The sequence below is a fragment of the Aliirhizobium cellulosilyticum genome (assembly GCF_014198105.1).
Lineage (GTDB): Bacteria > Pseudomonadota > Alphaproteobacteria > Rhizobiales > Rhizobiaceae > Neorhizobium > Neorhizobium cellulosilyticum.
In genome coordinates this window covers 60,155-84,097 of record NZ_JACIGW010000009.1, presented here as the reverse complement: position 1 = coordinate 84,097, position 23,943 = coordinate 60,155, and the positions used below count along the sequence as shown (strand labels likewise).

The following is a 23,943-nucleotide window of genomic DNA, read 5'->3' as shown; positions in this document are numbered from 1 at the left end:
CGTTACGGAGGAGTGTACAATGAAAATACTTAAATTGCTTGCTTCGGCGGCGATGATGGCTTCGATCGCCTTCGCTGCCCCCGCATTCTCGCAGGACAAGGGCCTCGTCGGCGTTGCCATGCCGACCAAGTCTTCCGCCCGCTGGATCGCCGACGGCGACAACATGATCAAGGTGCTTCAGGAGCGCGGCTACACCACCGATCTCCAGTATGCCGAAGACGACATTCCGAACCAGCTTTCCCAGATCGAAAACATGATCACCAAGGGCGCCAAGGTGCTCGTGGTCGCTTCGATCGACGGCACGACACTGTCCGACGTGCTTGCTCAGGCGCATACTGCCGGCATCAAGGTCATCGCTTATGACCGCCTGATCCGTGACACCCCGAATGTCGATTATTACGCTACCTTCGACAACTTCCAGGTCGGCGTTCTGCAGGCAACCTCGCTGGTCAAGGCTCTCAAGGCCGATACCGAAAAGGGCCCGTTCAACATCGAACTGTTCGGCGGCTCGCCGGACGACAACAACGCCTACTTCTTTTATGACGGCGCCATGAGCGTTCTGCAGCCGCTGATCGACAAGGGCACCCTCGTTGTCGGTTCCGGCCAGACCGGCATGGACAAGGTCGCTACTCTTCGCTGGGACCCTGCAACTGCACAGTCGCGTATGGATGCTATCCTTTCCTCGACCTATTCCGACAAGAAGCTGAACGCGGTCCTGTCGCCTTATGACGGTCTGTCGATCGGTATTCTCTCGTCGGTCAAGGGCGTCGGTTACGGCTCCGGCGACATGCCGATGCCGTTCGTATCCGGTCAGGACGCCGAAGTTCCTTCGGTCAAGTCGATCATTGCCGGCGAGCAGTATTCGACCATCTTCAAGGACACCCGCGATCTCGCCAAGGTTACCGTCGACATGGTCGATGCCGTCATGAGCGGCAAGGAGCCTCAGGTCAACGACACCAAGACCTACAATAACGGTAACAAGGTCGTTCCGTCCTACCTCCTGAAGCCGGTTGCCATCGACAAGACCAATGTCGATCTGCTGGTCAAGAGCGGTTACTACACCGAAGCCCAGATCAAGTAATCCATTCAGGCCGCGCGGCGACCTGCCGCGCGGCCCCTTCATATTGGGAGTCGTCATGCTTGATCCCGTATTATCTGCGGCGGAAAAGCCGCCCATTCTCGAAATGCGGGGCATTTCGAAGAGTTTTGGCGCCGTGAAGGCGCTTTCCGATGTCAGCTTCACCGTTCGGGAAGGCGAGATTCATGCTCTCGTCGGCGAAAACGGTGCCGGCAAGTCGACGCTGATGAAGGTTCTGTCGGGTGTCTATCCGCATGGGTCCTACGAGGGATCGATCCTCTTCGGCGGTGAAGAACGCCAATTCCGCGACATCAACGATTCCGAAAAGCTCGGCATCATCATCATTCATCAGGAGCTTGCGCTCATTCCGCTGATGTCGATCGCGGAAAACATCTTTCTCGCCAATTCGCCGTCCAAGTTCGGTGTGATCGACCGCGATGAGCGTTACATTCGCACCAAGGAACTGCTTGCCAAGGTCGGCCTGACAGAAGCGCCGGAAACGCTGATCACCAATCTCGGCGTCGGCAAGCAGCAGCTGGTCGAAATCGCCAAGGCGCTGTCGAAGGATGTGCGCCTGCTGATCCTCGACGAGCCGACCGCATCGCTCAACGAAACCGACAGCGCCGCCCTTCTGGAACTGCTGAAGGAATTCCGCCGTCGCGGTATCACCTCGATCATGATCAGCCACAAGCTGAACGAGATCACCGAAGTCGCCGATCGCATCACGGTTCTGCGCGACGGTCGTACCGTCGGCACGCTCGATTGTCATGAAGGCGCAGTCGACGAAGACGAAATAGTGCGCCGCATGGTCGATCGCGATCTCGAAAGCCGTTATCCGGCCCGCACACCGAAGATCGGCGATGTGATTTTCGAAGTCGAGAACTGGTCTGTCTACCACCCGCAGCATTCCAGCCGGCAGATGGTCAAGAATGTCTCGATGAAGGTTCGGGCAGGCGAAGTTGTCGGCATATCGGGCCTGATGGGCGCCGGACGTACCGAGTTCGCGATGAGTGTGTTCGGTCGTGCCTATGGCCGCGACATCACCGGAACCGTGAAGATTCACGGGAAGGAAGCCGATACGTCGAACGTCCACCGGGCGATCAAGGCAGGCCTGGCCTATGTCACGGAGGACCGTAAGCAGCTCGGCCTGATCCTTGCCGAGGACATCCGCAAGAATGTCTCGCTTGCGCATCTCGGCGGCGTGGCGTCCAGCGGTGTCATCGACGACATCAGGGAAATGAAGGTGGCGCAGGAATTCCGTACACGCATGCGGATCCGCAGCCACAACGTCTATCAGGAAACCGGAAAACTTTCGGGCGGCAACCAGCAGAAAGTGGTGCTGTCGAAATGGCTGTTCACCGGCCCCGACATCCTGATCCTCGACGAACCGACGCGCGGTATCGATGTCGGCGCGAAATACGAAATCTATTCGATCATCAACGAACTTGCGGATGCCGGTAAGGCCGTCGTCGTGATCTCGTCGGAAATGCCCGAGCTCATCGGCACCTGCGACAGGATCATGGTCATGCACGAGGGCGAATTTGTCGGCGAAGTGGCCGGCGAAGAGGCCACGCAGGAAAATATCATGCGCGCCATCATGCGCCGCAAAGGGAGATAACCCATGAGCACACCACAGGAAGCAGTAGTGGCTCCGAAAGCGGGCACCGGTTTCTGGAAGGACAATCTGCGCGATTACGGCATGCTGATCTCGCTTGTCGTCATCGTCATATTCTTCCAGTTTGCCACCGGCGGCATTCTCCTGAAGCCGCTCAACGTCACCAATATCGTGCTGCAGAACGCCTATATCGTCATCATGGCGCTCGGCATGCTGATGATCATCGTTACCGGCCATATCGACCTTTCGGTCGGTTCGGTTGCCGGCTTCATCGGCGGGTTGGCGGGTCTGTTGATGGTCAGATGGGGCATCAACCTGCCGCTCGCCATCCTCACCTGCCTGGTGGTCGGCGGCATTATCGGCGGTATCCAGGGCTATTTCGTTGCCTATTTCAAGATTCCGTCCTTCATCGTGACGCTCGCCGGCATGCTCGTCTTCCGCGGCTTCATGATTGCCATTCTCGGTAGCCAGGCGATCGGTCCGTTCCCGCCGATCTTCCAGAAACTGTCCTCCGGCTATATGGTCGAGCTGATCTCGTCGGATGGCGGCATCTATGTGACCTCCTTCATCATCGGGCTGGCCGTTGCCGTTCTGATGGTCTGGCAGAATTTCCGCAGCCGCGCGCGTCGCGTCCTGCATGGCGTCGAAAGCGAACCGATGGGCTTCTTCGTCGCCAAGAACGTTCTGGTCTTCGCCGCGATTGCCTTCGTCGCCTACCTGATCTCGTCACATCGTGGCCTGCCGAATGTGATGATCATCATGGCCGTGCTGATCGTCGCCTATGGCTTCTTCACCAACCGCACGATCCTGGGCCGGCAGATCTATGCCGTCGGCGGAAACGCCCGCGCGGCGGAACTGTCGGGTATCAAGACGACGCGTCTGGTGTTCTGGACCTTCGTCAACATGGGTGTGCTGGCAGCACTTGCCGGTCTCGTCGTTGCGGCACGCCTCAACAGCGCCACACCGAAGGCCGGTACCGGCTTCGAGCTCGACGTCATCGCGGCCTGCTTCATCGGCGGCGCATCGGCCTATGGCGGTGTCGGCAAGGTGACGGGTGCCGTGATCGGCGCGTTCCTGATGGGCGTGATGAACAACGGCATGTCGATCCTTGGCATCGGCATCGATTACCAGCAGGTGATCAAGGGGCTGGTTCTGCTCGGTGCGGTTTGCGTCGACGTATATAACCAGCGCCGATAGGCCAGTCCGCATTTACGAATTAGGAATGGGGCGTCTCGGCGCCCCTTTCTGTTTGAGGGCGCACATCACAACATTGCGTCATCCTCGGGCTAGTCCCGAGGATCTGCGACGCTTCGATAAATTTCAACGTGGTTGGATCCTCGGGACAAGCCCGAGGAAGACGGTGGAGCGGGCCGTTCAGCCCTTCGCGAACATAGGCCCGCCCTTGTGAGCGGGGAATCCATAGCCGTTGATCATCACCAGATCGATGTCGCTTGCCCGGGCTGCGATGCCTTCGGCGAGTAGCGCCTCACCCTCCGCGACCATGGCGGCCAACATCCGTTGCTGTATTTCATCTTTCGAAAAGGCCCGCGGTTTGATGCTCTTCTTCGACCGTGCCGCCTCGATGATTGCCGTGACTTCGGGATCGACGGCCCGCTTACCATCGGGATAGGCGTACCAACCGCGGCCGGATTTCTGGCCGAGACGGCCGGCTTCGCAAAGTTTGTCGGCGATCTCGACATAACGTTCGGAAGGATCGCGCGCTGCTGCCTGGCGCTTGCGGCGCGCCCAGGCGATTTCGAGGCCTGCCATGTCATAGACGGCAAAAAGGCCCATCGGAAAACCATAGTCCTCCAGCGCCGCATCGATCTCGTGCGGCAGTGCGCCGTCTTCCAGCAGGAACTCGGCCTCGCGGCGATAGGCGGAAAAGATGCGGTTGCCGATGAAACCTTCGGTGACGCCGGTCACGACCGGCAGCTTTCTCAGTCGTTTTGCAACAGCGAGGCCGGTGGCGAGAACATCCGGGGCAGTCTCCCTGCAACGCACGACTTCGAGCAGGCGCATGACATGGGCGGGTGAGAAGAAATGCAGGCCGAGCACGCGCTCGGGATATGTGGTCGCTGAGGCGATCTCGTCCGGGTTCAGGTAGCTGGTGTTGGTGGCAAGAATGGCGTCCTGACGGATCACCTTATTGAGGCGGCGGAAGAGGTCGATCTTGACGTCGAGATCGTCGAACACTGCTTCGATCACAAGGTCGCAAGGGGCAAGGTCAGCATCCGTTGCGGTGGCCGATAGCCGGGCCGTCTGAGTGTCGAAACCGGCCTGATCCAGCCGGCCAGAGGCAAGGTTGCGCTCCAGAAGGCCGATGATCCGCTCGTGGCCTTTTTCGGCCGCCTCCGGTGTCTGGTCGAGGCCGATGACCGTGTAGCCTCCGCCGAGCGCCGCAACAGCAATGCCGCTGCCCATCAGGCCAAGCCCGCAGATGCCGATTGTGCTCACCGGGCGCGGATCGACACCTTCCAGTCCGGCGACCTTCGAGGCTTCTCGCTCAGCAAAGAAGACGTGCCGCAGCGCTGCCGCTTCACGGCTGTCCCTCAGGGTGAGGAAGGTGGCGCGCTCATCCGCCAACCCTTCGCCAAGCGGGCGATGCGAGGATGCGACGAGCCGCACAGCTTCCGCCGGTGCGTTCTGTCCACGTGCCTTTGCAAGGAGCTTTCCCGATACCTTTTCGAGCTCCGCTGGATCGGCCGAAGCAATAGCCAGCTCACTCGTCCTGCGAAGTGGCGTACCCACCAGCTTTTGCACGGCGGTGATGGCCACTTCGATAAGATCGGTCTCGACCATTTCATCTATGATGCCAAGCGACAGCGCCTCTCCGGCCCTGGCGATTCGTCCCGACGCAATAAGCTCCATCGCGGCCGGAATGCCGATAAGCCGCGGCAGGCGCTGAGTGCCACCTGCACCGGGTACGATGCCGAGCTTCACTTCGGGCAGGCCAAGCTGCGCCGCAGGGGAAGCAATGCGATAATGGCAGGCGAGCGCCAGTTCCAATCCGCCGCCGAGGGCAGCGCCATTCAGCGCCGCGACGACCGGTTTAGACAGGGCCTCGATCCGTTCGATCACGTCGGGCAGCGTCGGCTCGATAGCCGGCTTGCCGAATTCCTTGATATCTGCGCCACCGATAAAGGTTTTTCCCGCGCCGGTAATCACGAGGCCAGAGATCGTGGCTTCTAACTCAGCATGGGCGAGCGCCCGGGAAAGTCCCAGACGGACATCGGCGGAGGTGGCGTTGACCGGCGGATTGTCGATGGTGACGACCAGAATGCCGTTTCGGGTCGTTGCGGTAACCGTGGCGGAGAAGGTCGTCACATCGCTCATCGCCTTACTCCGGAACGACGGCCGTCGCCTGGATCTCGATCTTGGCGCGATCCTCGACAAGCGCCACGACCTGCATCGCCGCCATTGCCGGGAAATGCTTGCCGATCACCTCACGATAGGCCTGGCCGATACCCTTCAGGTTGCCGAGATATTCGGCCTTGTCGGTGAAATACCAGGTCATGGTGGTGATATGCTCCGGCTTTGCGCCGCCCGCGGCCAGCACTGCCACGATATTTTCGAGCGTCTGTTTCACCTGGCCGACGAAATCGTCGGTTTCGAACTGGCACTGAGCATTCCAGCCGATCTGCCCGCCGACGAAGATCTGGCGGCCGGTGGCGGAGACGCCGTTGGCGTAACCGATCGGTTTGGCCCAGCCTTCAGGCTGCAGAATCGTGTGCATCTTCGTTCTCCAAATGCTGTGTCAGCGCGGCGCGCAGATCATCCGGCCAGGGGCAGGCCTTGGTTGTTTCGTGAGAGGTTAGGACGAGCCTTTGCCGGGCCGTCCAGAGCAGGCGGTCTCCCGCGCGGACTTCGTGCTCGAGATCAAGCGAGCTGTTGCCGAGCCTTGCGAGTTTGAGGGTAAAATCCATCCGGTCGCCGTGGAAACCGGGATTGGTGAAAGTGAGGTCCAGCGTGACGGTCGGAAAACCGAGCTTTCGCTCGTTGATCATTTCGGGCCACGCGAAGCCGAGGCTTTCGAAGAATTCCTCATAAACCCCGACCATGATGTGCAGATAGGACGGGAAATAGGCAATGCCGGAAGGATCGCAATCTCCGAAATTCAGCCGCCGCGTCGTCGTGTACGCCATGGTCATGCCTTCAGCAATTCGCGGGCGATGATGAGTTTCTGCACCTCGGTCGCGCCTTCATAGATGCGCAGAGCCCGGATTTCCCGGTAAAGGCTTTCGGTGATTTCGCCGACGCGTACGCCGCGGCCGCCGAACATCTGCACGGCGCGGTCAATCACCTTCTGGGCGTTTTCAGTCGCGACCATCTTTGCCATCGCCGCCTCCTTCGTGGTCGGCAGGCCCTGCACATCACGACGCCAGGCGGCGCGGTAGGCCAGCAGTGCCGCGGCATCGATCTCGGCCGCCATGTCGCCAAGGGTTGCTTGCGTCAGTTGCAGGTCGGACAGGGTGTTGCCGAAGATTTTTCGCGATTTCGCATGGGCAAGTGCCTCATCCAGCGCGCGTTTGGCAAAGCCCAAAGCAGCTGCCGCGACGGAAGCGCGAAAAATGTCGAGGGTGCGCATGGCGATCTTGAAACCTTCGCCGGGGGCACCGAGCAGGCGCGACGCCGGAATGCGGCAATTGTCGAAACGGATCGTTGCCAGTGGATGCGGGGCGATCACGTCGATGCGCTCGGTTGTCGAAAAGCCGGGATCATCGGCAAGGACGACGAAAGCGGAAATGCCGCGCGTGCCGGGCGCTTCGCCGGTGCGGGCAAAGACCGTGTAGACATCGGCAATGCCGCCGTTTGAGATCCAGGTTTTTTCGCCGTCGAGCACATAATGCTCACCATCCCTGCTGGCGGCGCAGGTCATGGCCGCGACATCCGACCCGGCATCCTTTTCCGAGAGAGCAAAGGCAGCGATCCATTCGCCGGACCGGGCTTTCGGCAGGACTGTCGCGCGGAGGTCTTCCGAACCGGACAGGCCGATCGCGCCGGTGCCGAGGCCCTGCATGGCGAAGGCAAAATCGGCCAATCCGTCATGCCAGGCCAGCGTTTCCCGGGTCAGGCAGGCGGCGCGGCTGTCGATCGGGGTCGTGCCACCGACGCCGGTTGCGGCATCCAGAAGGCCTGCCTCGCCCAGTGACCTGACGAGCATACGGCAGGCCTTGTCGGCGTCAGCATGGTCGATATCGCCAAGCGCGCCAGAGGATGCGAAAGCATCGAGTTTTTCTGCCAGCGCCTTGTGGCTGGCATCGAAGAAGGGCCAGTCGAGAAAATCGCGCGCGGGGCCGGGAAGCGTCGAATGCACCGCCATCAGTTGCCCTCGAAAACCGGCTTGCGTTTTTCGGCAAAAGCTTCGAAAGCGCGGCGGAAATCCCTGGTCGCCATGCAGATCGCCTGCGCCTGAGCTTCGCTCTCGATCATCTCGTCGAGGCCCATGGCCCATTCCTGGTTCAGCATGGTTTTCGTCATCGTATGGGCAAACCACGGGCCGTCGGCCAGTGAGTGTGCGAGTTTCAGGGTTTCGGCTTCCAGCGCGTCCGATGCGTGAAGGGCGTTGTAGAATCCCCAGGCATGCCCCTCATCGGCCGTCATCGAGCGGCCGGTGAAGAGAAGTTCGGCGGCGCGGCCCTGGCCGATGATACGCGGCAGGATCCCGCAGGCGCCCATATCAGCACCGGCGAGACCGACGCGGGTGAAGAGGAAGGCAGTTTTCGCTTCCGGCGTTGCAAGCCGCAGGTCCGATGCCATGGCGAGGATCGCGCCGGCACCGGCACAGATGCCCTCGACTGCGGCGACGATCGGCTGCGGGCATTTCTTCATCGCCTTGACCAGATCGCCGGTCATGCGGGTGAAGGCCAGAAGCTCGGGCATAGGCATTTTCGTCAGCGGCTCGATGATCTCGAAGACATCGCCGCCGGAGGAAAAATTGCCGCCGGCACCGGTCAGCACGATGGCGCGGATATCGGACGCATAGGCCAGATCGCGAAACAGATCGCGCAGTTCGGCATAGCTTTCGAAGGTCAGCGGGTTCTTGCGCTCCGGCCGGTTCAGCCGGATCGTGCCGACACGGCCGTCTTCGCTGACCTCCCAGAGAAAGTGTCTGGCCTGATATCCCCGAAAAGGCTTCAGCTGCCCCGCCATCGAAACCGTTGCGTTGCTCATCCCGACAAAACCTCCCCACCGGCAACCGCGATTGCCTGTCCATTGATCGATTGGGCGGCGGGCGAAGCCAGCCACAGAACCGTGTCTGCGACTTCCTCCGGCTGCACCAGCCGCCCCTGCGGATTGTGTCTGGTGAATTCCTTCAATGCGTCCTCCGGCGAGCGGCCGGTCTTTGCCACGATCGTCTCGATCGAACGGGCGATCAGCGGCGTATCGGTAAAGCCCGGGCAGACGGCATTGACCGTCACGCCGGTTTTCGCCAGTTCCAGTGCCAAAGCGCGGGTGAGTCCGACAACGCCGTGCTTGGCAGCCACATAGGCGGAGACATAGGCGTAACCCGTCAGCCCGGCGGTCGAGGCAATGTTGATGATGCGGGCACCCTCGCCATAAGCCTTGAGGTCCGGCAGCACGGCCTGGGTCACCTGGAAAACGCCGGTGAGATCCACGGCCATCACCCGGTTCCACAGGTCGAGCGATGTCTTTTCGAACGGCGCGCTCGGTCCTTCGCCGGCATTGTTGACGAGGATGGTCACCGGTCCGAATTTTTTCCGCGCAGCATCGAGACCGGTGGCGATTGCGGCGGCATCCGTCACGTCGAAGCCGGCGACCACGAAGGCCTTGCCCGCGCCGAGTTCCGCTGCCAGCGCTTCGAGCGGTTGTGCCCGCCGGCCTGCCAGCGTCACCCGCGCTCCGGCCTCGACCAATGCCTTTGCGATTGCGGCGCCGATGCCGGAACCGGCGCCGGTGACGAGTGCGTGGCCATTTGAAAGCCTGCCGGATGTGCTGGTCATCGCATCCGGTCCTTATCGCGCGTCAATGGTCGGGCCGACCGGCGGCGGGGCAGCAGCGGCGCGGGCAAGGCCCGTCTCGTATTGCGTCTTGCCGGAGAGATACTGTTTCGGCCACGCAATGCTTGTCAGGCCGATCTTCGCTGCTTCATGCAGAACCCAGGCGGGGTCGGCGAGATGCGGGCGGGCGACGGCGCAGAGATCGGCTCGGCCTGCGGCGATGATCGAGTTTGCCTGATCGGCTTCGGAAATTGCGCCGACGGCGATGGTCGGAATGCCGATCTCGTTGCGGATCTTGTCCGAAAACGGTGTTTGGAACAGGCGGCCATAAACCGGCTTTTCCTCCTTGGAAACCTGGCCCGAGGAGCAGTCGATCAGGTCTGCACCTGCGTGCTTGAACATTTTTGCGAAGATCGCAGCGTCTTCCGGTGTGTTGCCGCCATCGGCCCAGTCATGGCAGGAGAGGCGCACCGAGATCGGCTTATCTCCCGGCCAGACTTCGCGAATCGCGGTAAAAACTTCCAGTGGATAGCGCGCACGGTTTTCGTGGCTGCCGCCATAGTCGTCTGTGCGGACATTTGTCAGGGGCGAAAGGAAGCTCGACAGAAGATAGCCGTGGGCGCAGTGCAACTCCAGCCAGTCGGCGCCTGCCTCGGTGGCATATTTTGCGGCGCGGACATGGTCCGCCTTTACCCGGTCCATGTCGGCGCGATCCATCGCCTTCGGTACCTGGCTGTTTTTGAGATAGGGTAGGGCGGAAGCGGAAATCAGTGGCCATGCGCCGGTTTCCAGCGGCTGGTCGATACCTTCCCATGCGAGTTTCGTTGCACCTTTTCGCCCCGCGTGTCCAAGCTGGATGCCGACCTTGGCTTCCGAATTGGCATGGACGAAATCGACAAAACGCTTCCAGCTCATCGCCTGCTCGTCGTTCCACAGGCCGAGGCAGCCGGGGGTGATGCGTGCATCGGGAGAGACGCAGGTCATCTCTGCAAAGACGAGGCCAGCGCCACCGAGCGCGCGGGAACCGAGATGCACGAGGTGAAAATCGTCGAGCAACCCGTCCTTTGCCGAATACATCGCCATCGGCGACATGACGATGCGGTTCGGCAGGTGGGTGCCGCGTAGCGAATAGGGGGTGAACATCGGCGGCAGGGTGCGGCCGTTGCCCTGCACTTCGATGCCGTTTTTTTCCGCAAACCAGCGCTCGTAGCCTTCGAGCCACACGGGATCGCGCAGGCGCAGGTTCTCGTGGCTGATGCGCTGCGAGCGGGTGAGCATGGAATACATGAATTGCGGCGGTTCCAGCGTATCGGCGTAACGCTCACCCACGACTTCGAACCATTCCATCGCATTGCGCGCCGCGTTCTGGATGCGGGCGACATCGATGCGGCGGATATCTTCATAGGTTTTCAGAACCTGCGGAATGGCCTCCTTTGTGTGGCCGAGCCGGTTGAACTGGTTGGTCAGTTCGATCGCATCGTCGATCGCAAGCTTGGTGCCGGAGCCGATGGCGAAATGGGCTGTGTGGGCAGCGTCGCCCATCAGCACGACATGGGAATTGCCGTTGAAATGGCTCCACTTGCCGCAGATCAGCCGGTTGAAATTCAGCCATGCCGAACCGCGCAGGTGCCGCGCATTGGTCATCAACTCGGCGCCTTCCAGCACTTCGGAAAAGAGCCCTTGGCAGAAGTCTATCGAGCCCTGCTGGTCCATCTGACCGAGGTCGTGCTTTTCGTAGGCCTCTTCGGTCGTTTCGACGATGAAGGTTGAGGTGTTTTCGTCGAACTTGTAGATATGCGCCTGGAACCAGCCGTGATCGGTCTTACGAAAATCGAAGGTGAAAGCGTCGAAGAGCTTGTTGGTGCCGAGCCAGATATAGCGGTTCGGGCGCACGGCGAGATCCGGCTCAAAGACTTCCGGATAACGATTGCGGATCCTCGAGTTGAAGCCATCGGAAGCGATGATCAGATCGGCATCGGGGTAGTCGGTGTCACCATCAGAATCGGTTTCGAATACCAGTTCGACGCCAAGCGCCTCGCAGCGACGTTGCAGGATGTTCAGGAGCTTCTTACGGCCGATGCCGACAAAACCGTGGCCGGATGTGCGCTGGCGGGTGCCCTTGAACAGAAGCTCGATATCGTCCCAGTGGTTGAAGGCATCCTCGATTTCTACAGCACTCTGCGGATCCCAGGCATGCATCGACACCATGGTGGCGTCTGAAAAGACCACGCCCCAACCGAATGTGTCATAGGGCCGATTGCGCTCTACAACCGCAATCGAGTGCTCGGGATGAAACTTCTTCATCAACAGGGCGAAATAGAGCCCAGCCGGGCCGCCACCGATGCAGACGATGCGCATGAATATCTCCCGAAGTTCCCGTATGTAGTTATTTTAAGTTTAAACTATATGGGCCGCGCAGATTCCGTCAAGCGATATTAAGAAGCATATGATAGGAGCGGTTGCGCAAATCAGCGGATGACACACTTAAGCCGTGATCCAGTTGCTTTTCGCACCGCGTTTTCAGATCTTATCGCTTGTCTTCGGGGCAAAGCAGACCATGGCGTCCAACAGTTCTAGCAGTTACGTCCGCGATTTTTTCCAGGCCCATCGCGGCTTGTTCGTTTCCTTCATCGTGCTTCTGGTCTTCGGTTTCACCGCTCTGGCTATTTACGAGCTAACGACAGAAGTCAGTTATGACGAGGTGATCGAGGCGCTGGTCTCGACCTCGTGGTCGTCGATCGCACTTGCCGTGTTCTTCACCGGCCTAAGCTTTGCAGCGCTGGTCGGATATGATCTCAATGCCCTGACCTATATCGGCCGCAAGCTGCCGACGGTGCCAGTGGCGATGACGGCCTTCAGCGCCTATGCTGTCGGCAATACGGCAGGTTTCGGTGCGCTGAGCGGCGGTGCCATCCGGTTTCGCGGTTATTCGCGGCTAGGTCTTTCGCCGGAAGATATCGGCCGTGTCATCGCGTTTGTCACTTTCGCCTTCGGCATTGGCCTTTTGTCGGTCACGGCACTTGCCTGTCTTGTTACTGCCCCGCGGGTCGGCCAGATCATCGGTGTCAGCGATACGGCAATCCGCATCATCGCCCTGGTCATCATCGTCGGCCTGAGCATACTGGTTTTCATCGGTCGTGACGGGCGCACAATCTCAATCGGAAAGGTGCATCTAAGGCTTCCCGACAGCCGCACTTCGTCGCAGCAATTTCTCGTCACTGCACTCGATATCGCTGCATCCGCGTCCGTGCTTTACGTTCTTCTGCCTCAGACCACTATCGGCTGGCCGTCTTTTCTGGCGATTTACGCGACTGCCGTAGGTGCCGGCGTTCTCAGCCACGTTCCTGCGGGGCTGGGCGTTTTCGAGACAATTATCGTTGCCGCTCTCGGCAACACCGTCGATATCGATCAGGTTCTTGGCAGCCTCGTCCTCTACCGCGTCATCTATCACGTCCTGCCCCTGCTGATCGCGACGCTTTTCGTCATCTTTCTCGAAGCGCGGCAGTTGTCGAAACATCCGGTTGCTTCCACATTGCGAAAGCTTGAGTTTCGGCTGGCGCCTCTCCTGCTGTCCGCCTTCGCGCTGATCGCTGGTGCGATGCTGGTTCTTTCGAGCGTCACGCCGACGCCGGATTCCAACCTCAATTTCCTTGGCAGCTACATGCCGCTGCCGTTGGTTGAAAGCGCGCATTTTCTCTCCAGTATTATCGGCATCTTGCTCTTCGTCAGCGCTCGCGGATTGGCGCAGAGGCTGGATGGTGCATGGTGGACAGCAGTCCTCTGCACGGCACTCGGTCTTTTGTTCTCGCTACTCAAGGCGCTAGCACTTTTCGAAGCTGTGTTCCTTACGGTGCTCCTGGCAGGGCTTTTGCTCAGCGCCCGACAATTCAACCGCCCGGCCTCGATGCTGCGCCAGGCGCTGACGCCGCCATGGATAGTGGCTATGTTGATCCTCGTCGCTGCTGCCACCACGATCCTGTTTTTCGTCTATCGTGAGGTCGATTACAGTCGCGATCTCTGGTGGCGGTTCGAATTCTCTGCCGAGGCACCGCGAGGTCTGCGCGCTATGCTCGGCATAGCCATCGTCGCTGCGGTCGTGTCGATCTTCAGCCTGTTACGGCCTGCCGTGAAGCGATCGGACCTGTCGACCGCGGAAGAGCTGACACAGGCGACAAATATCGCTATGGCCCAGGATTTCGCGGACGCCAACCTCGTTCGCATGGGTGACAAGCGGTTGATGTTTTCCGCGAGCGGCAATGCATTCATCATGTATGGCATCCAGGGCCGTTCCTGGATCGCGCTTTTTGATCCGATCGGTCCAAGTGACGAGATCGCCGAATTGGTCTGGCGTTTCGTCGAAGAGGCGAGAACCGGTGGCGGGCGTGCTGTCTTCTATCAGATTTCGCCTGATCTTCTCGCCTATTGCACAGATGCCGGTATGCGCGCCTTCCGGCTGGGCGAACTTGCCGTCGTAGATCTTGCGGGTTTCGAATTGAAGGGCAGCCGGCTATCCGGCCTCCGGCAAGCGATCAACAAGGGTGTGCGCGAAGGGCTCGAATTCGAGATGCTGCAGCCGGATGAGGTTGCCAACCAGCTCGAGGCCCTGCGTGGCGTGTCCGACAGTTGGCTCGACGAACACAATACGCGCGAAAAGACCTTTTCGCTCGGCGCTTTCCGCGATGACTACGTGCTGTCGCAACCGGTTGGCATTCTGCGCAAAGAGGGCCGGATCGTCGCGTTTGCAACGCTTGCCGTCACCGATACCAAACAGGAAGGAACGGTCGACCTGATGCGGTTTGCACCGGATGCGCCGAAAGGATCGATGGATTTTCTGTTCGTTCGGATCATGGAGCATCTGCGCGATGCCGGCTTCAAGGAATTCAATCTCGGCATGGCGCCGCTTTCCGGCATGGCGCAGCGCGAAGCGGCACCCGCCTGGGACCGGATCGGCAGCGTCATTTTCGAACACGGCGAGCGGTTTTATAACTTCAAGGGCCTGAAGGCCTTCAAATCAAAGTTTCACCCTCGCTGGGAACCGCGCTATCTTGCCGTTTCCGGCATCGGTCCGGCTGTCGCCATGATGGATGCGACGCTTTTGATCGGTGGTGGGTTGAGAGGAGTAGTGGGTAAATGAGAATGCGTCTTGCAACACTGTTTACGCTTGGCCTGACAACGGCGCTGAGCATGGCGTTTGCGCCCCTGACGCATGCCCAGACACCAGCTCCCGCCCAATCTCCCACCCTGGCAGCGCCTCAGGCACAGGCCGAAAATCCTGTGGCCGATCAGGACTACCATACCGGGCTCATTCCCTCGCCGCATATCTATCTTCCGCAGGGACAGGATTTGGCCGGCACGGTGTTCCTGATTTCCGATGCGAAAGGTTGGGGTGCTGCCGAGGAAGCGCAGGCGAAGGATCTCGTCGAGAGTGGGGCTGCCGTCGTCGGCATCGATTTCCCCTCCTACATGAAATCGCTGGCGACGGACGACGGTGACTGCATCTACATGGTTTCTGATATCGAGGATCTCTCGCAGCAGGTACAGCGGCGGGTGGCAAACCGCGAATACCGGCATCCTATTCTGGCCGGCGTGAAAGAAGGCGGCACGCTTGCGCTCGCGATGATCGCACAGAGCCCGTTTGCAACGATCGGCGGTGCGATCGCCGTTGATCCGGGCGAAATCGTGCCTTTGAAGAAGCAGCTCTGCACACCTGCCGACAAACGCCCCACCGATACCGGGATCGTCTACGGACTGACTGACGGTGCATTGCCGGCTCCAGTAACGGTTGCTTTCACGCCGGAGGCGGATCCGGCTGGCAAGACGCATGCGCTTACCCTGAAACAGGCCCATAGCGATATCGTCGTGAAGGAAACTTCCGATGACGCAGAGGATTATCTCGGAACGTGGCTGCAGAACCAGCTATCGTCGGGGAAATCCGAAGGTGCTCTCGACCTGCCGCTTTCCGTTCTGGAAACAAAGCCGGCTATGGACACGATGGCGATCGTCTATTCCGGCGATGGCGGCTGGCGCGATCTCGACAGTGAGCTTGGGGAATATCTGCAGAGCCAAGGCGTTCCCGTCATCGGCGTCGACTCGCTGCGGTATTTCTGGGCGAAACGCACGCCACAGGAAACAGCAGACGATCTGAAGCGGATCATCGATACCTATACCGATCAATGGGGTGTCTCGAATGTCGTGTTGATTGGATATTCGTTCGGTGCGGATGTGATTCCCGCGGCCTACAATCTTCTTCCGAAGGCTGAGAAAAAACGGGTGAAACAGCTTTCGCTGCTGGCGCTTTCGAAGGAAGTGGATTTCGAAATTTCCGTTACCGGCTGGCTCGGCATGGCCGGAGCAGGCGAGGGTGGAACGACGGTCGATGATATCGCCAAGATCAAGAGCGGCCTCGTCCAGTGCATCTACGGCACCGAAGAAGACGATGACCCGTGCCCTTCGATGAAGGCATCCGGCGTGGAAACGGTGGCGATCGATGGCGGGCATCACTTCGACGAGGATTACCAGGCGCTCGGAAAACGCATCCTGGACAGCTTGCAGAAGCGGCTTCCGAAGTGAAAACGCATCGGAGGCGAGTTGCGGTGCGGGCCGACAATTCGGCCGTTGCGGTAGCGGAGATCACGAGGATCTGACGGTTTCGTGAGTCGGCCACTTGAGTTTCGCTCAAGCCGGCGCTAAATCTTGGTCGACCAGGACCGGGCCCCTCTGGCAGTTCTTCCATGAACTGTGATGTCGGACTGGATTGTCCAATATCGGTGCCCGGTGTCGTGATGGTTTTTGGTCAGATGGAATGTGTGTCCTTGGGTTCATTGCCCGGAACACGCCCCAAAGGTCGTCAGGACATGAGGCACCCCGTCTAAATAGGTTGTCTTATGATGGAATTTTTCACGCCTGAGGCCTTGTCCGCCCTCGCGCAAGTTATCATGATCGATCTGGTTCTGGCTGGTGACAATGCGATCGTCATCGGCCTTGCTGCGGCAGGCTTGCCGAAGGAACAGCGCGCCAAGGCCATTCTGGTTGGCATCATTGCCGCTACGCTGCTGCGTATCGGTTTTGCACTGGCGACCACGCAGTTGCTGCAGATCGTCGGCCTGCTGCTCGCTGGCGGCGTTCTGCTTTTGTGGGTCTGCTGGAAAATGTGGCGCGAACTCAGAACGCCTCATCAGCATGAAGACGAAGCCAATGAGGCTCTTGCCGACAGCGATTTTAATGCCGATGGTACGGTCGCCGGTGGTGCACCCCGCAAGACCTTTGCCCAGGCCGCTTGGCAGATCGTCATTGCCGACGTCTCCATGTCGCTCGACAACGTGCTGGCTGTGGCCGGTGCGGCGCACGAGCACCCGGAAGTGCTGATCTTCGGTCTGGTTCTGTCGATCGCATTGATGGGTATTGCCGCAAGCTTCATTGCCCGCCTGCTCAACAGGCATCGCTGGATCGCCTATGTCGGTCTCGCCGTCATTCTCTACGTTGCGCTCGAAATGATCTGGCGCGGTACGAATGAGGTCCTGCCCTATATTTCGGGCTGATCGCAGTCTCTTCCACGATAAAAAATCGGCGCGGTCCTCGGATCGCGCCGTTTTCTTTCTAACGTCCGTTATCGAGCTATTGGCTCGCTACCTTGCCCTTGAGCACGCGCTCGTTCACCCAGTCGGCGCTGGCCCTGATGCCGCCGAGCGGGAAGACATGGATCTCGTCGATCAGGCTTTGCGGATGGGTTGCCTTGTAGTTGGCGATCTCGGTCAGGAACTCGTCAGGCTCGTAAGGAACAAGCAGCTTGCTCAGATCCATCGCGCGTCGCTGCAAAACGCTCAGTGACGGGCCAATGCCACAGGAAATGGCGAACTTGATCAACGTCTGCAGTTTCGTCGGTCCGGCAACGCCGAGATGGATCGGCAGCGTCACGCCCGCATCGGCGATACGCTCCACCCAGCGGGTTATCGATCCGGCATCGAAGGCAAACTGGGTGACTATCGCCATCTCGGCATCGCTGTTTTCCGAATAGGCCTGCTTGAACTTCAAGGCCCGGTCGACAAGTCTTGTCGTGCCATCCTTGTCGATGTCCCTATTGCCTTCCGGATGGCCGGCGATGTGGAGTCGCTTGAAGCCGTAACGACCAAACAGGCCGGTCTCCAGAAGCTGCAGCGAACTTTCGAGATCACCCCTGGGGACGTTGAGGCCACCGGCCAGCAGCAGCGCCTGAGTGACGCCAGCATCGTTCACATAACGGCTGATCCAGTCTTCCAGCGTTGCCTTGTCGCGGATGAGGCGGGCGGGAACATGCGGCATCACCGCGTAGCCGTCTTCGGTGAGCCGTTTTGCCGTCGCGACCATGTCCTCGATCGGCGTGCCGTCGATATGGGCGATATAGACGCGCATTCCGGCCGGCAGGAATTCGCGGAAATTGTCGATCTTGGCCGCCGTGCGCGGCATGACCTCGATCGAATAGCCGTCGAGAAGAGCGCCGAAACTTGCCCGCTCCGCCTTCTCGTCTGCTCGCCGGTTCTTGAAAAGGTTCAGAATTGCCATATCGACTGCCTTCTACATCACAAGACTGTCTGCCTGCCACTATCAATGACGTGTGCAAGACGGCATTTCTGGCACAGCTTTGTGTAGAGGAGTTTTCTCGCTGCGTCACTTTCGGTTTGATTTCGTCCGTAACGAAGGAGATCAGTTCCGTTGACAAGCTGCTCCTCACATTGGACAAAGGCGCATCCGACGGCTGCCACGGGGGGACTTGCAAATGTCTAGGCGCGCGATCTTCGGCTTTTCAGCTCTTGTGTTTTCATCTCTTGTTCTCGGCTCTCCGCTTGCTGCCCAGGAGCGGCGGATAGAGACGACGGTTGATGGCGACTATCTTGGCTTCGACCTACGGACCGTGAAGAATGTCAGCCAGGATCAGTGCGAGACTGCCTGTATCGGCGACAACCAGTGCCGTGCCTTCACGTACAATGTCAAAGCCAAGTGGTGCTTTCTCAAATCCGACCACGGCCAGCTCAATACTTTTGCCGGCGCCGTTGCGGGCAAGATCGTCGAAGTGGCTGTCCAGCCAGATATCGGTGCCCCGCCGCGGCTTTCCTTCCTGTCGGACGAGGTCTTGCAGCAGGCTCGCGAGCAGAAGGACGGGCTGACGCTCGGCGACAACCAGCAGGGTTACGGTATTGAAAACCTGAAAACCGTGGCGCAGTCCGAGCTGCTTGCCGGCCGGGTCGATACGGCGATCTATAATTACAAGGGTGCCCTGTCGCTCTTCCCCGACGACGGCGATCTGTGGATCGCGCTGGCGCGTGCCGCGGGCATTGCCAAGAACAATGGTTCGGCCGACAGCGAAGGCACGCTTGCGGCGATCAACGGTTATCTGATGTCGCGCTCGACGCAGGCCCGTGCCGATGCGCTTGCAGTGCTCGGTGCGGCACTCGCCAAACAGCAGAACTACCGTCAGGCGCTGACCGCCTACAAGCAGAGCCTCGCGCTGGCCAGCGCACGCACCGTACAGGCGGCCTACAACGACCTGCGCGAGCGCCAGGGCTTTCGCGTCACAGGCAACATGGTCGATGCCGACAGCGCCAATCCGCGCGCCTGCGTGCAGTTTTCCGAACCGCTGGTGAAGGCCGGCGTCGACTACGCACCTTTCGTCACGCTCGATGGCCAGGCACCGAAGGCAATGGAGGCCAAGGACAACCAGATCTGCGTCGAAGGGCTGACCCATGGCCAGCGCTACAAGCTGTCGCTGCGCCGTGGCCTGCCGTCCTCGGTCGACGAGCCGTTGCCGGCGCAGGTGGATCTCGACCTCTACGTCAAGGACCGCTCTCCGATGGTTCGGTTTACCGGCGACAGCTTTGTCCTGCCGTCCACCGCGCGTCGCGGCATTCCGATCGTGTCGGTCAATACGGAGCGTGCGAACCTGAAACTCTACCGGATCGGCGACCGTAATATCGCGCCGCTTCTGACCAATTCGCAGTTCCTGACCCAGATGAGCGGCTACAGCGCCGACCGGATCGAGCAGGAAAATGGCGAGATCGTCTGGCAGGGCACGATCGATCTCGGCCAAGATTTGAACAAGGACGTGACGACCAGTTTCCCGGTCGACGAGGCGCTGCCGGAACGCAAGCCCGGCGTCTATGTTCTGACGGCGTCTGCCGCCAATGCCGTCAATCAGGAATGGGACAACAAGGCGACGCAGTGGTTCGTCGTTTCCGATATCGGTCTCACCACTTATGCCGGCACCGACGGGTTGCATGTGTTTGCCCGTGCGCTCGGGTCCGCCAAGCCGATCGAAGGCGTCGACCTGCAGCTTCTGGCCAAGAACAACGAAATCCTCGGTACGGCCAAGACGGATGCGGATGGCCGCGCCACCTTCACCGCCGGCCTGATGCGCGGTACGGCGGCCATGGTGCCGGCGGTTCTGGCGGCCCAGAGTGAGGGCAAGGACTATGTCTTCCTCGACATGACCCGTGCCGGTTTCGATCTGTCCGACCGCGGCGTCACCGGCCGCCCGGCTCCCGGCGCGATCGATCTTCTGTCCTGGACCGAGCGCGGCATCTATCGCCCCGGCGAGGTGGTGCATGCAAGCGCGCTTGCCCGCAATGTCGATGCGACGGCGATCGAAAACCTGCCACTCACCTTCGTTTTCCTGCGCCCCGATGGTGTGGAAGATCGGCGGATGGTGAGAAACGGCAATATCGGCGGCTATACGCTCGATTTGGCTCTGCAGGACACCTCCATGCGCGGCACCTGGACGATGCAGGTGTTTACCGATCCCAAGGGCTCGGCGATCGGCGAGAAGACTTTCCTGGTCGATGATTTCGTACCGGATCGCATAGAATTCGACATGACGAGCGAGGCGAAGGAGATCGTTGTCGGTGAGCCGGCTAAGGTTTCCATCGACGGACGCTATCTCTACGGCGCGCCTGCGGCCGGTCTCGGCCTCGAAGGCGAGATCGCGCTGAAGCCTACCCGCGAAAACGCGGTCTTCCCCGGCTACCAGTTCGGCCTTGCCGACGAGGAGGAAACCGAAACCGTGCGCATCCCGCTCGACCCGCTGGAGGATACTGATGAGGACGGCAAGGCCACGTTCGACGCGGATGTGGCGGAACTGCCGTCGACGACAAAACTCATCAATGCCGATATCGTCGTGCGCATGCAGGAAACCGGCGGCCGCGCGATCGAGCGCAATCTGTCGCTGCCGGTCAAGGCTGACGGTCCGCGGATCGGCATCAAGCCGGAGTTTTCCGGTGATCTGCCGGAGGGTGCGGTCGGCAATTTCAACGTCATCCTCGTCAATGAGGCGGGCGCCAAGCAGGCGCTGAAAGGCTTACCGTGGAAGCTCGTCAAGGTCGAGCGGGATTACCAGTGGTATCGCGACGGCAATTCCTGGCGTTACGAGCCTATCACCCGTACGCGCCAGGTTTCCAACGGAACGGTCGATGTTACGACCGATGGCGGGCGCGTTTCCGTTCCCGTCGAATGGGGACGCTATCGCCTCGAGGTAGAAACCGCCGATATCGGCGGCCCGGCTTCCAGCGTCGAGTTCGATGCCGGCTGGTTTGTTACCGCGGCCTCGACCGAAACGCCGGATGCGCTGGAAATCGCACTCGACAAGCAAAGCTACAAGGTCGGTGATACGGCCAAGCTGAAAGTCTCGTCGCGTTATGCCGGCGAGCTGATGGTGATGGCTGGTTCGGAAGAGCTGATCTCTGTCGAGACCGCCAGCATTGCGGAAAATGGCGGCGAAGTCGAAATTCCGGTGACTGCGGATTGGGGTGCAGGTTCCTATGTCACCGCAACCCTTTATCGCCCCGGCGAAGTCCGCGAAAACCGCATGCCGATGCGGGCGATCGGGATTACCTGGCTGAAGGTCGATCCCGAGGCCCGTGATCTTTCGATTGCCATCGACGCTCCGGAAAAGACGCTGCCGCGCCAGCCGCTTGAACTCTCGCTGCAGGTAGCGGGAGCGGGTGCCAACGAGGACGCCTATGTCACGGTCGCGGCCGTCGATGTCGGCATCTTGAACCTCACCCGTTACGAGCCGCCGGCACCCGATGACTGGTATTTCGGCCAGCGTCGTCTCGGGCTGGAAATCCGTGACATTTATGGCCGATTGATCGACGGTTCGCTCGGGGCGACCGGGCGCTTAAGGACCGGCGGCGATGGTGGCAGCATGGCGCTGCAGGCCAGCCCGCCGAAGGAAAAGCTGGTTGCGTTCTTCTCCGGTCCGGTGAAGCTGGACAGTGAAGGCAGGGCAAAGGTCTCCTTCGATATTCCGCAGTTCAACGGAACGGCGCGGGTCATGGCTGTAGCCTGGTCGAAATCCGGTGTTGGTCATGGCGTCAGGGATGTCATCATCCGCGATCCGATCGTCATCACCTCCAGCCTGCCGCGCTTTCTGGCACCGGGCGATGACAGCAATCTGCGGCTCGATATTGCCAATACCGACGGGCCTGCCGGAACCTACGATCTGAAGGTCGAGACCAGCGATGCGGTGGCTGTTGGCCAGAGCGCGATCAAGCCGGTGGAACTCACCGCAGGAGGCAAGACCAGCGTCACGCTGCCGCTGGTCGGTATCGAGCCGGGCGAGGGTACGGTGTCGATCAAGCTTGCCAATAGCGCCGGTCTCTCCGTCGATCAGGTTCTCCATATTCCGGTCCGCCCGGCAGCGATGCCGGTGACGGAACGGCGGCTGGTCGATCTTCGGCCCGGCGCAAGCGTTACCGTCGACGGCAATCTGCTGGCCGATAGCGTGCTGCAGGGGGCATCGGTCAGCGTCAATGTCAGCCGTTCCAACGCCTTCGATATCCCGGCGCTGCTGATGAGCCTCGACCGCTATCCTTATGGCTGCGCCGAGCAGACGACGAGCCGGGCTTTGCCGCTGCTCTATCTCAGCGAAATGGCGGTGCAGAACGGGCTTGCCGACGATGCCGAGGTGAAGAAGCGTGTACAGGATGCGATCTATCGCGTGCTGTCCTTCCAGGCTTCTGCCGGCAGTTTCGGCCTCTGGGGGCCGGATGGCGCGGGCAATGATCTCTGGCTCGATGCCTATGTCAGCGATTTCCTCTCGCGCGCCCGCGAGCAGGGATATGACGTGCCGGAACAGCCGCTGGTGCAGGCGCTGGAAAACCTGCAGAACACGCTCGCCTACACGACCAATGTCCGCGACCAGGGCAACCAGATCGCCTATGCGCTTTATGTTCTGGCCCGTAACCGCAAGGCTGCGATCAGCGATCTCCGCTATTACGCCGATACGATGCTCAATGATTTTCCGACACCGCTTGCCAAGGCGCATATTGCGGCGGCGCTTTCGCTTTACGGCGATGGCCAGCGGTCGCGAAGTATCTTCAACGATGCGCTGCAGATGTCGGAAAATGCGCAGGTCCATAAGGTGAGCCTTGCCCGTTCCGATTACGGTTCGTCGCTGCGTGACGGTGCCGCGGTTCTGGCGCTTGCCGCCGAAAGCAGGCCGGTGCCGCCGATCGTGCCGGCGCTGGCGGATGTCGTTGCCAAGGAATGGGCTATTAAGAAATACACCAGCACTCAGGAACAGACCTGGATGCTGCTTGCCGCCCGTGCGCTGCAGAACGGTGATGACAGCCTTCGTCTCAACGTCAATGGCGCAGCCCATTCCGGCACGCTGATGTCGCAGATGGCGGGCGATGTTCTGCTCGATCATCCGCTGACCATCCGCAACGACAGCGGCGATGCCCTGTCTGCCGCGATCACCACGGTTGCCGCACCGGCCACGCCATTGCCGGCTGGCGGCGACGGGTTCCAGATCTCTCGGACCTATTACACGATGGCAGGCGAGGAGGCGAATGTCAGCGAGGCGAAGCAGAACGAGCGTTATGTCGTTGTCCTGAACGTCACCGAGACCAATGACTGGCCGTCCCGCATCGTCGTCACCGATCTTCTGCCGGCCGGTTTCGAGATCGACAATCCGTCTATCGTCAACAGCGCCAATCTTTCCAATTTCGACTGGATCGAGGAAGTGCAGGCGGCGCATACGGAATTCCGCAACGACCGCTTTGTGGCCGCCTTTGATCGTTCACAGGGTGACAATCGGCAGATCACGCTGGCTTACGTCGTGCGTGCCGTGACGCCGGGCGTCTATGATCACCCGGCAGCCCAGGTGGACGACATGTACCGCCCGCAGTTTTCGGGCCGGACGGCGATGGGCAAGATGGAGGTTTTGGCGGCTCAGTGAGGGTGGAGGCTGCTTGCCTTGGCCGGACAGGTAAATCGCCGCACTCTCCTAATTCTAGGTGGGCTGCCTTCGGTGTTTGAGG

At 60.3% G+C, this 23,943-nt stretch carries 15 protein-coding genes; 7 read left to right on the top strand and 8 right to left on the bottom strand.

The annotated features are described in order from the left end of the window. Positions 1-19 precede the first annotated feature (19 nt). The 3 genes from chvE to mmsB are packed head-to-tail and all read left to right on the top strand — an operon-like array spanning position 20 to position 3,890. Entirely contained in the window at positions 20-1,081 is a 1,062-nt protein-coding gene (chvE, locus tag GGE33_RS24505; RefSeq protein ID WP_183829294.1) for a multiple monosaccharide ABC transporter substrate-binding protein, read from the top strand. A 55-nt stretch (positions 1,082-1,136) separates the two neighbouring features. Then, positions 1,137-2,696, top strand: coding sequence for a multiple monosaccharide ABC transporter ATP-binding protein (gene mmsA / locus GGE33_RS24500; RefSeq protein ID WP_183829291.1), 1,560 nt, complete (start codon positions 1,137-1,139; stop codon positions 2,694-2,696). 3 nt (positions 2,697-2,699) lie between these two features. Next, positions 2,700-3,890 carry a multiple monosaccharide ABC transporter permease gene (gene mmsB, locus GGE33_RS24495; RefSeq protein ID WP_183829288.1) on the top strand — a complete coding sequence of 397 codons (1,191 nt, stop codon included), beginning with the start codon at positions 2,700-2,702 and terminating at the stop codon, positions 3,888-3,890. A gap of 177 nt (positions 3,891-4,067) precedes the next feature. On the opposite strand, the gene GGE33_RS24490 is transcribed toward mmsB, so the two are convergent. The 7 genes from GGE33_RS24490 to GGE33_RS24460 are packed head-to-tail and all read right to left on the bottom strand — an operon-like array spanning position 4,068 to position 12,013. Continuing rightward, positions 4,068-6,029 (bottom strand): 3-hydroxyacyl-CoA dehydrogenase NAD-binding domain-containing protein, encoded by a 1,962-nt coding sequence (locus GGE33_RS24490; RefSeq protein WP_183829285.1) that lies wholly within the window; start codon positions 6,027-6,029, stop codon positions 4,068-4,070. Positions 6,030-6,033: 4 nt separating this feature from the next. After that, positions 6,034-6,429, bottom strand: a complete 396-nt coding sequence (locus GGE33_RS24485) for a RidA family protein (protein WP_183829282.1) — start codon at positions 6,427-6,429, stop codon at positions 6,034-6,036. After that, a complete protein-coding gene (locus GGE33_RS24480; RefSeq protein WP_183829279.1) occupies positions 6,407-6,838 on the bottom strand; it encodes an acyl-CoA thioesterase in 432 nt (143 codons plus the stop codon). The genes GGE33_RS24485 and GGE33_RS24480 overlap by 23 nt, the downstream gene beginning before the upstream one ends. A 2-nt stretch (positions 6,839-6,840) precedes the next feature. Further along, complete coding sequence (locus GGE33_RS24475) at positions 6,841-8,016, bottom strand: acyl-CoA dehydrogenase family protein (protein ID WP_183829275.1); 1,176 nt, start codon at positions 8,014-8,016, stop codon at positions 6,841-6,843. Next, positions 8,016-8,867, bottom strand: coding sequence for an enoyl-CoA hydratase family protein (locus tag GGE33_RS24470; RefSeq protein ID WP_183829271.1), 852 nt, complete (start codon positions 8,865-8,867; stop codon positions 8,016-8,018). Before GGE33_RS24470 ends, GGE33_RS24475 begins: the two co-directional genes overlap by 1 nt. Further along, entirely contained in the window at positions 8,864-9,658 is a 795-nt protein-coding gene (locus GGE33_RS24465) for an SDR family NAD(P)-dependent oxidoreductase (RefSeq protein WP_183829267.1), read from the bottom strand. The genes GGE33_RS24470 and GGE33_RS24465 overlap by 4 nt, the downstream gene beginning before the upstream one ends. Positions 9,659-9,670: 12 nt before the next feature. Further along, on the bottom strand, positions 9,671-12,013 hold the full coding sequence (locus tag GGE33_RS24460; RefSeq protein WP_183829264.1) for a bifunctional salicylyl-CoA 5-hydroxylase/oxidoreductase: 2,343 nt from the start codon (positions 12,011-12,013) through the stop codon (positions 9,671-9,673). Positions 12,014-12,212: 199 nt separating this feature from the next. Between GGE33_RS24460 and mprF the strand changes: the two genes are divergently transcribed. The 3 genes from mprF to GGE33_RS24445 all read left to right on the top strand — a co-directional run bounded on the left by mprF (position 12,213) and on the right by GGE33_RS24445 (position 17,193). Beyond that, complete coding sequence (gene mprF / locus GGE33_RS24455; RefSeq protein ID WP_148147724.1) at positions 12,213-14,789, top strand: bifunctional lysylphosphatidylglycerol flippase/synthetase MprF; 2,577 nt, start codon at positions 12,213-12,215, stop codon at positions 14,787-14,789. Between the two features lie 50 nt (positions 14,790-14,839). Next, a complete protein-coding gene (locus GGE33_RS24450; protein ID WP_183829384.1) occupies positions 14,840-16,225 on the top strand; it encodes a virulence factor family protein in 1,386 nt (461 codons plus the stop codon). A 314-nt stretch (positions 16,226-16,539) separates the two neighbouring features. Further along, the gene (locus GGE33_RS24445) at positions 16,540-17,193 is read left to right on the top strand and encodes a TerC family protein (protein ID WP_148147725.1); all 654 of its coding nucleotides are present in this window, start codon (positions 16,540-16,542) and stop codon (positions 17,191-17,193) included. A 76-nt stretch (positions 17,194-17,269) separates the two neighbouring features. On the opposite strand, the gene GGE33_RS24440 is transcribed toward GGE33_RS24445, so the two are convergent. Continuing rightward, the gene (locus GGE33_RS24440; RefSeq protein ID WP_183829261.1) at positions 17,270-18,193 is read right to left on the bottom strand and encodes a methylenetetrahydrofolate reductase; all 924 of its coding nucleotides are present in this window, start codon (positions 18,191-18,193) and stop codon (positions 17,270-17,272) included. Between the two features lie 214 nt (positions 18,194-18,407). On the opposite strand from GGE33_RS24440, the gene GGE33_RS24435 reads away from it, so the two are divergent. Then, complete coding sequence (locus tag GGE33_RS24435; protein WP_183829258.1) at positions 18,408-23,861, top strand: alpha-2-macroglobulin family protein; 5,454 nt, start codon at positions 18,408-18,410, stop codon at positions 23,859-23,861. The last annotated feature ends 82 nt before the right edge of the window (positions 23,862-23,943 follow it).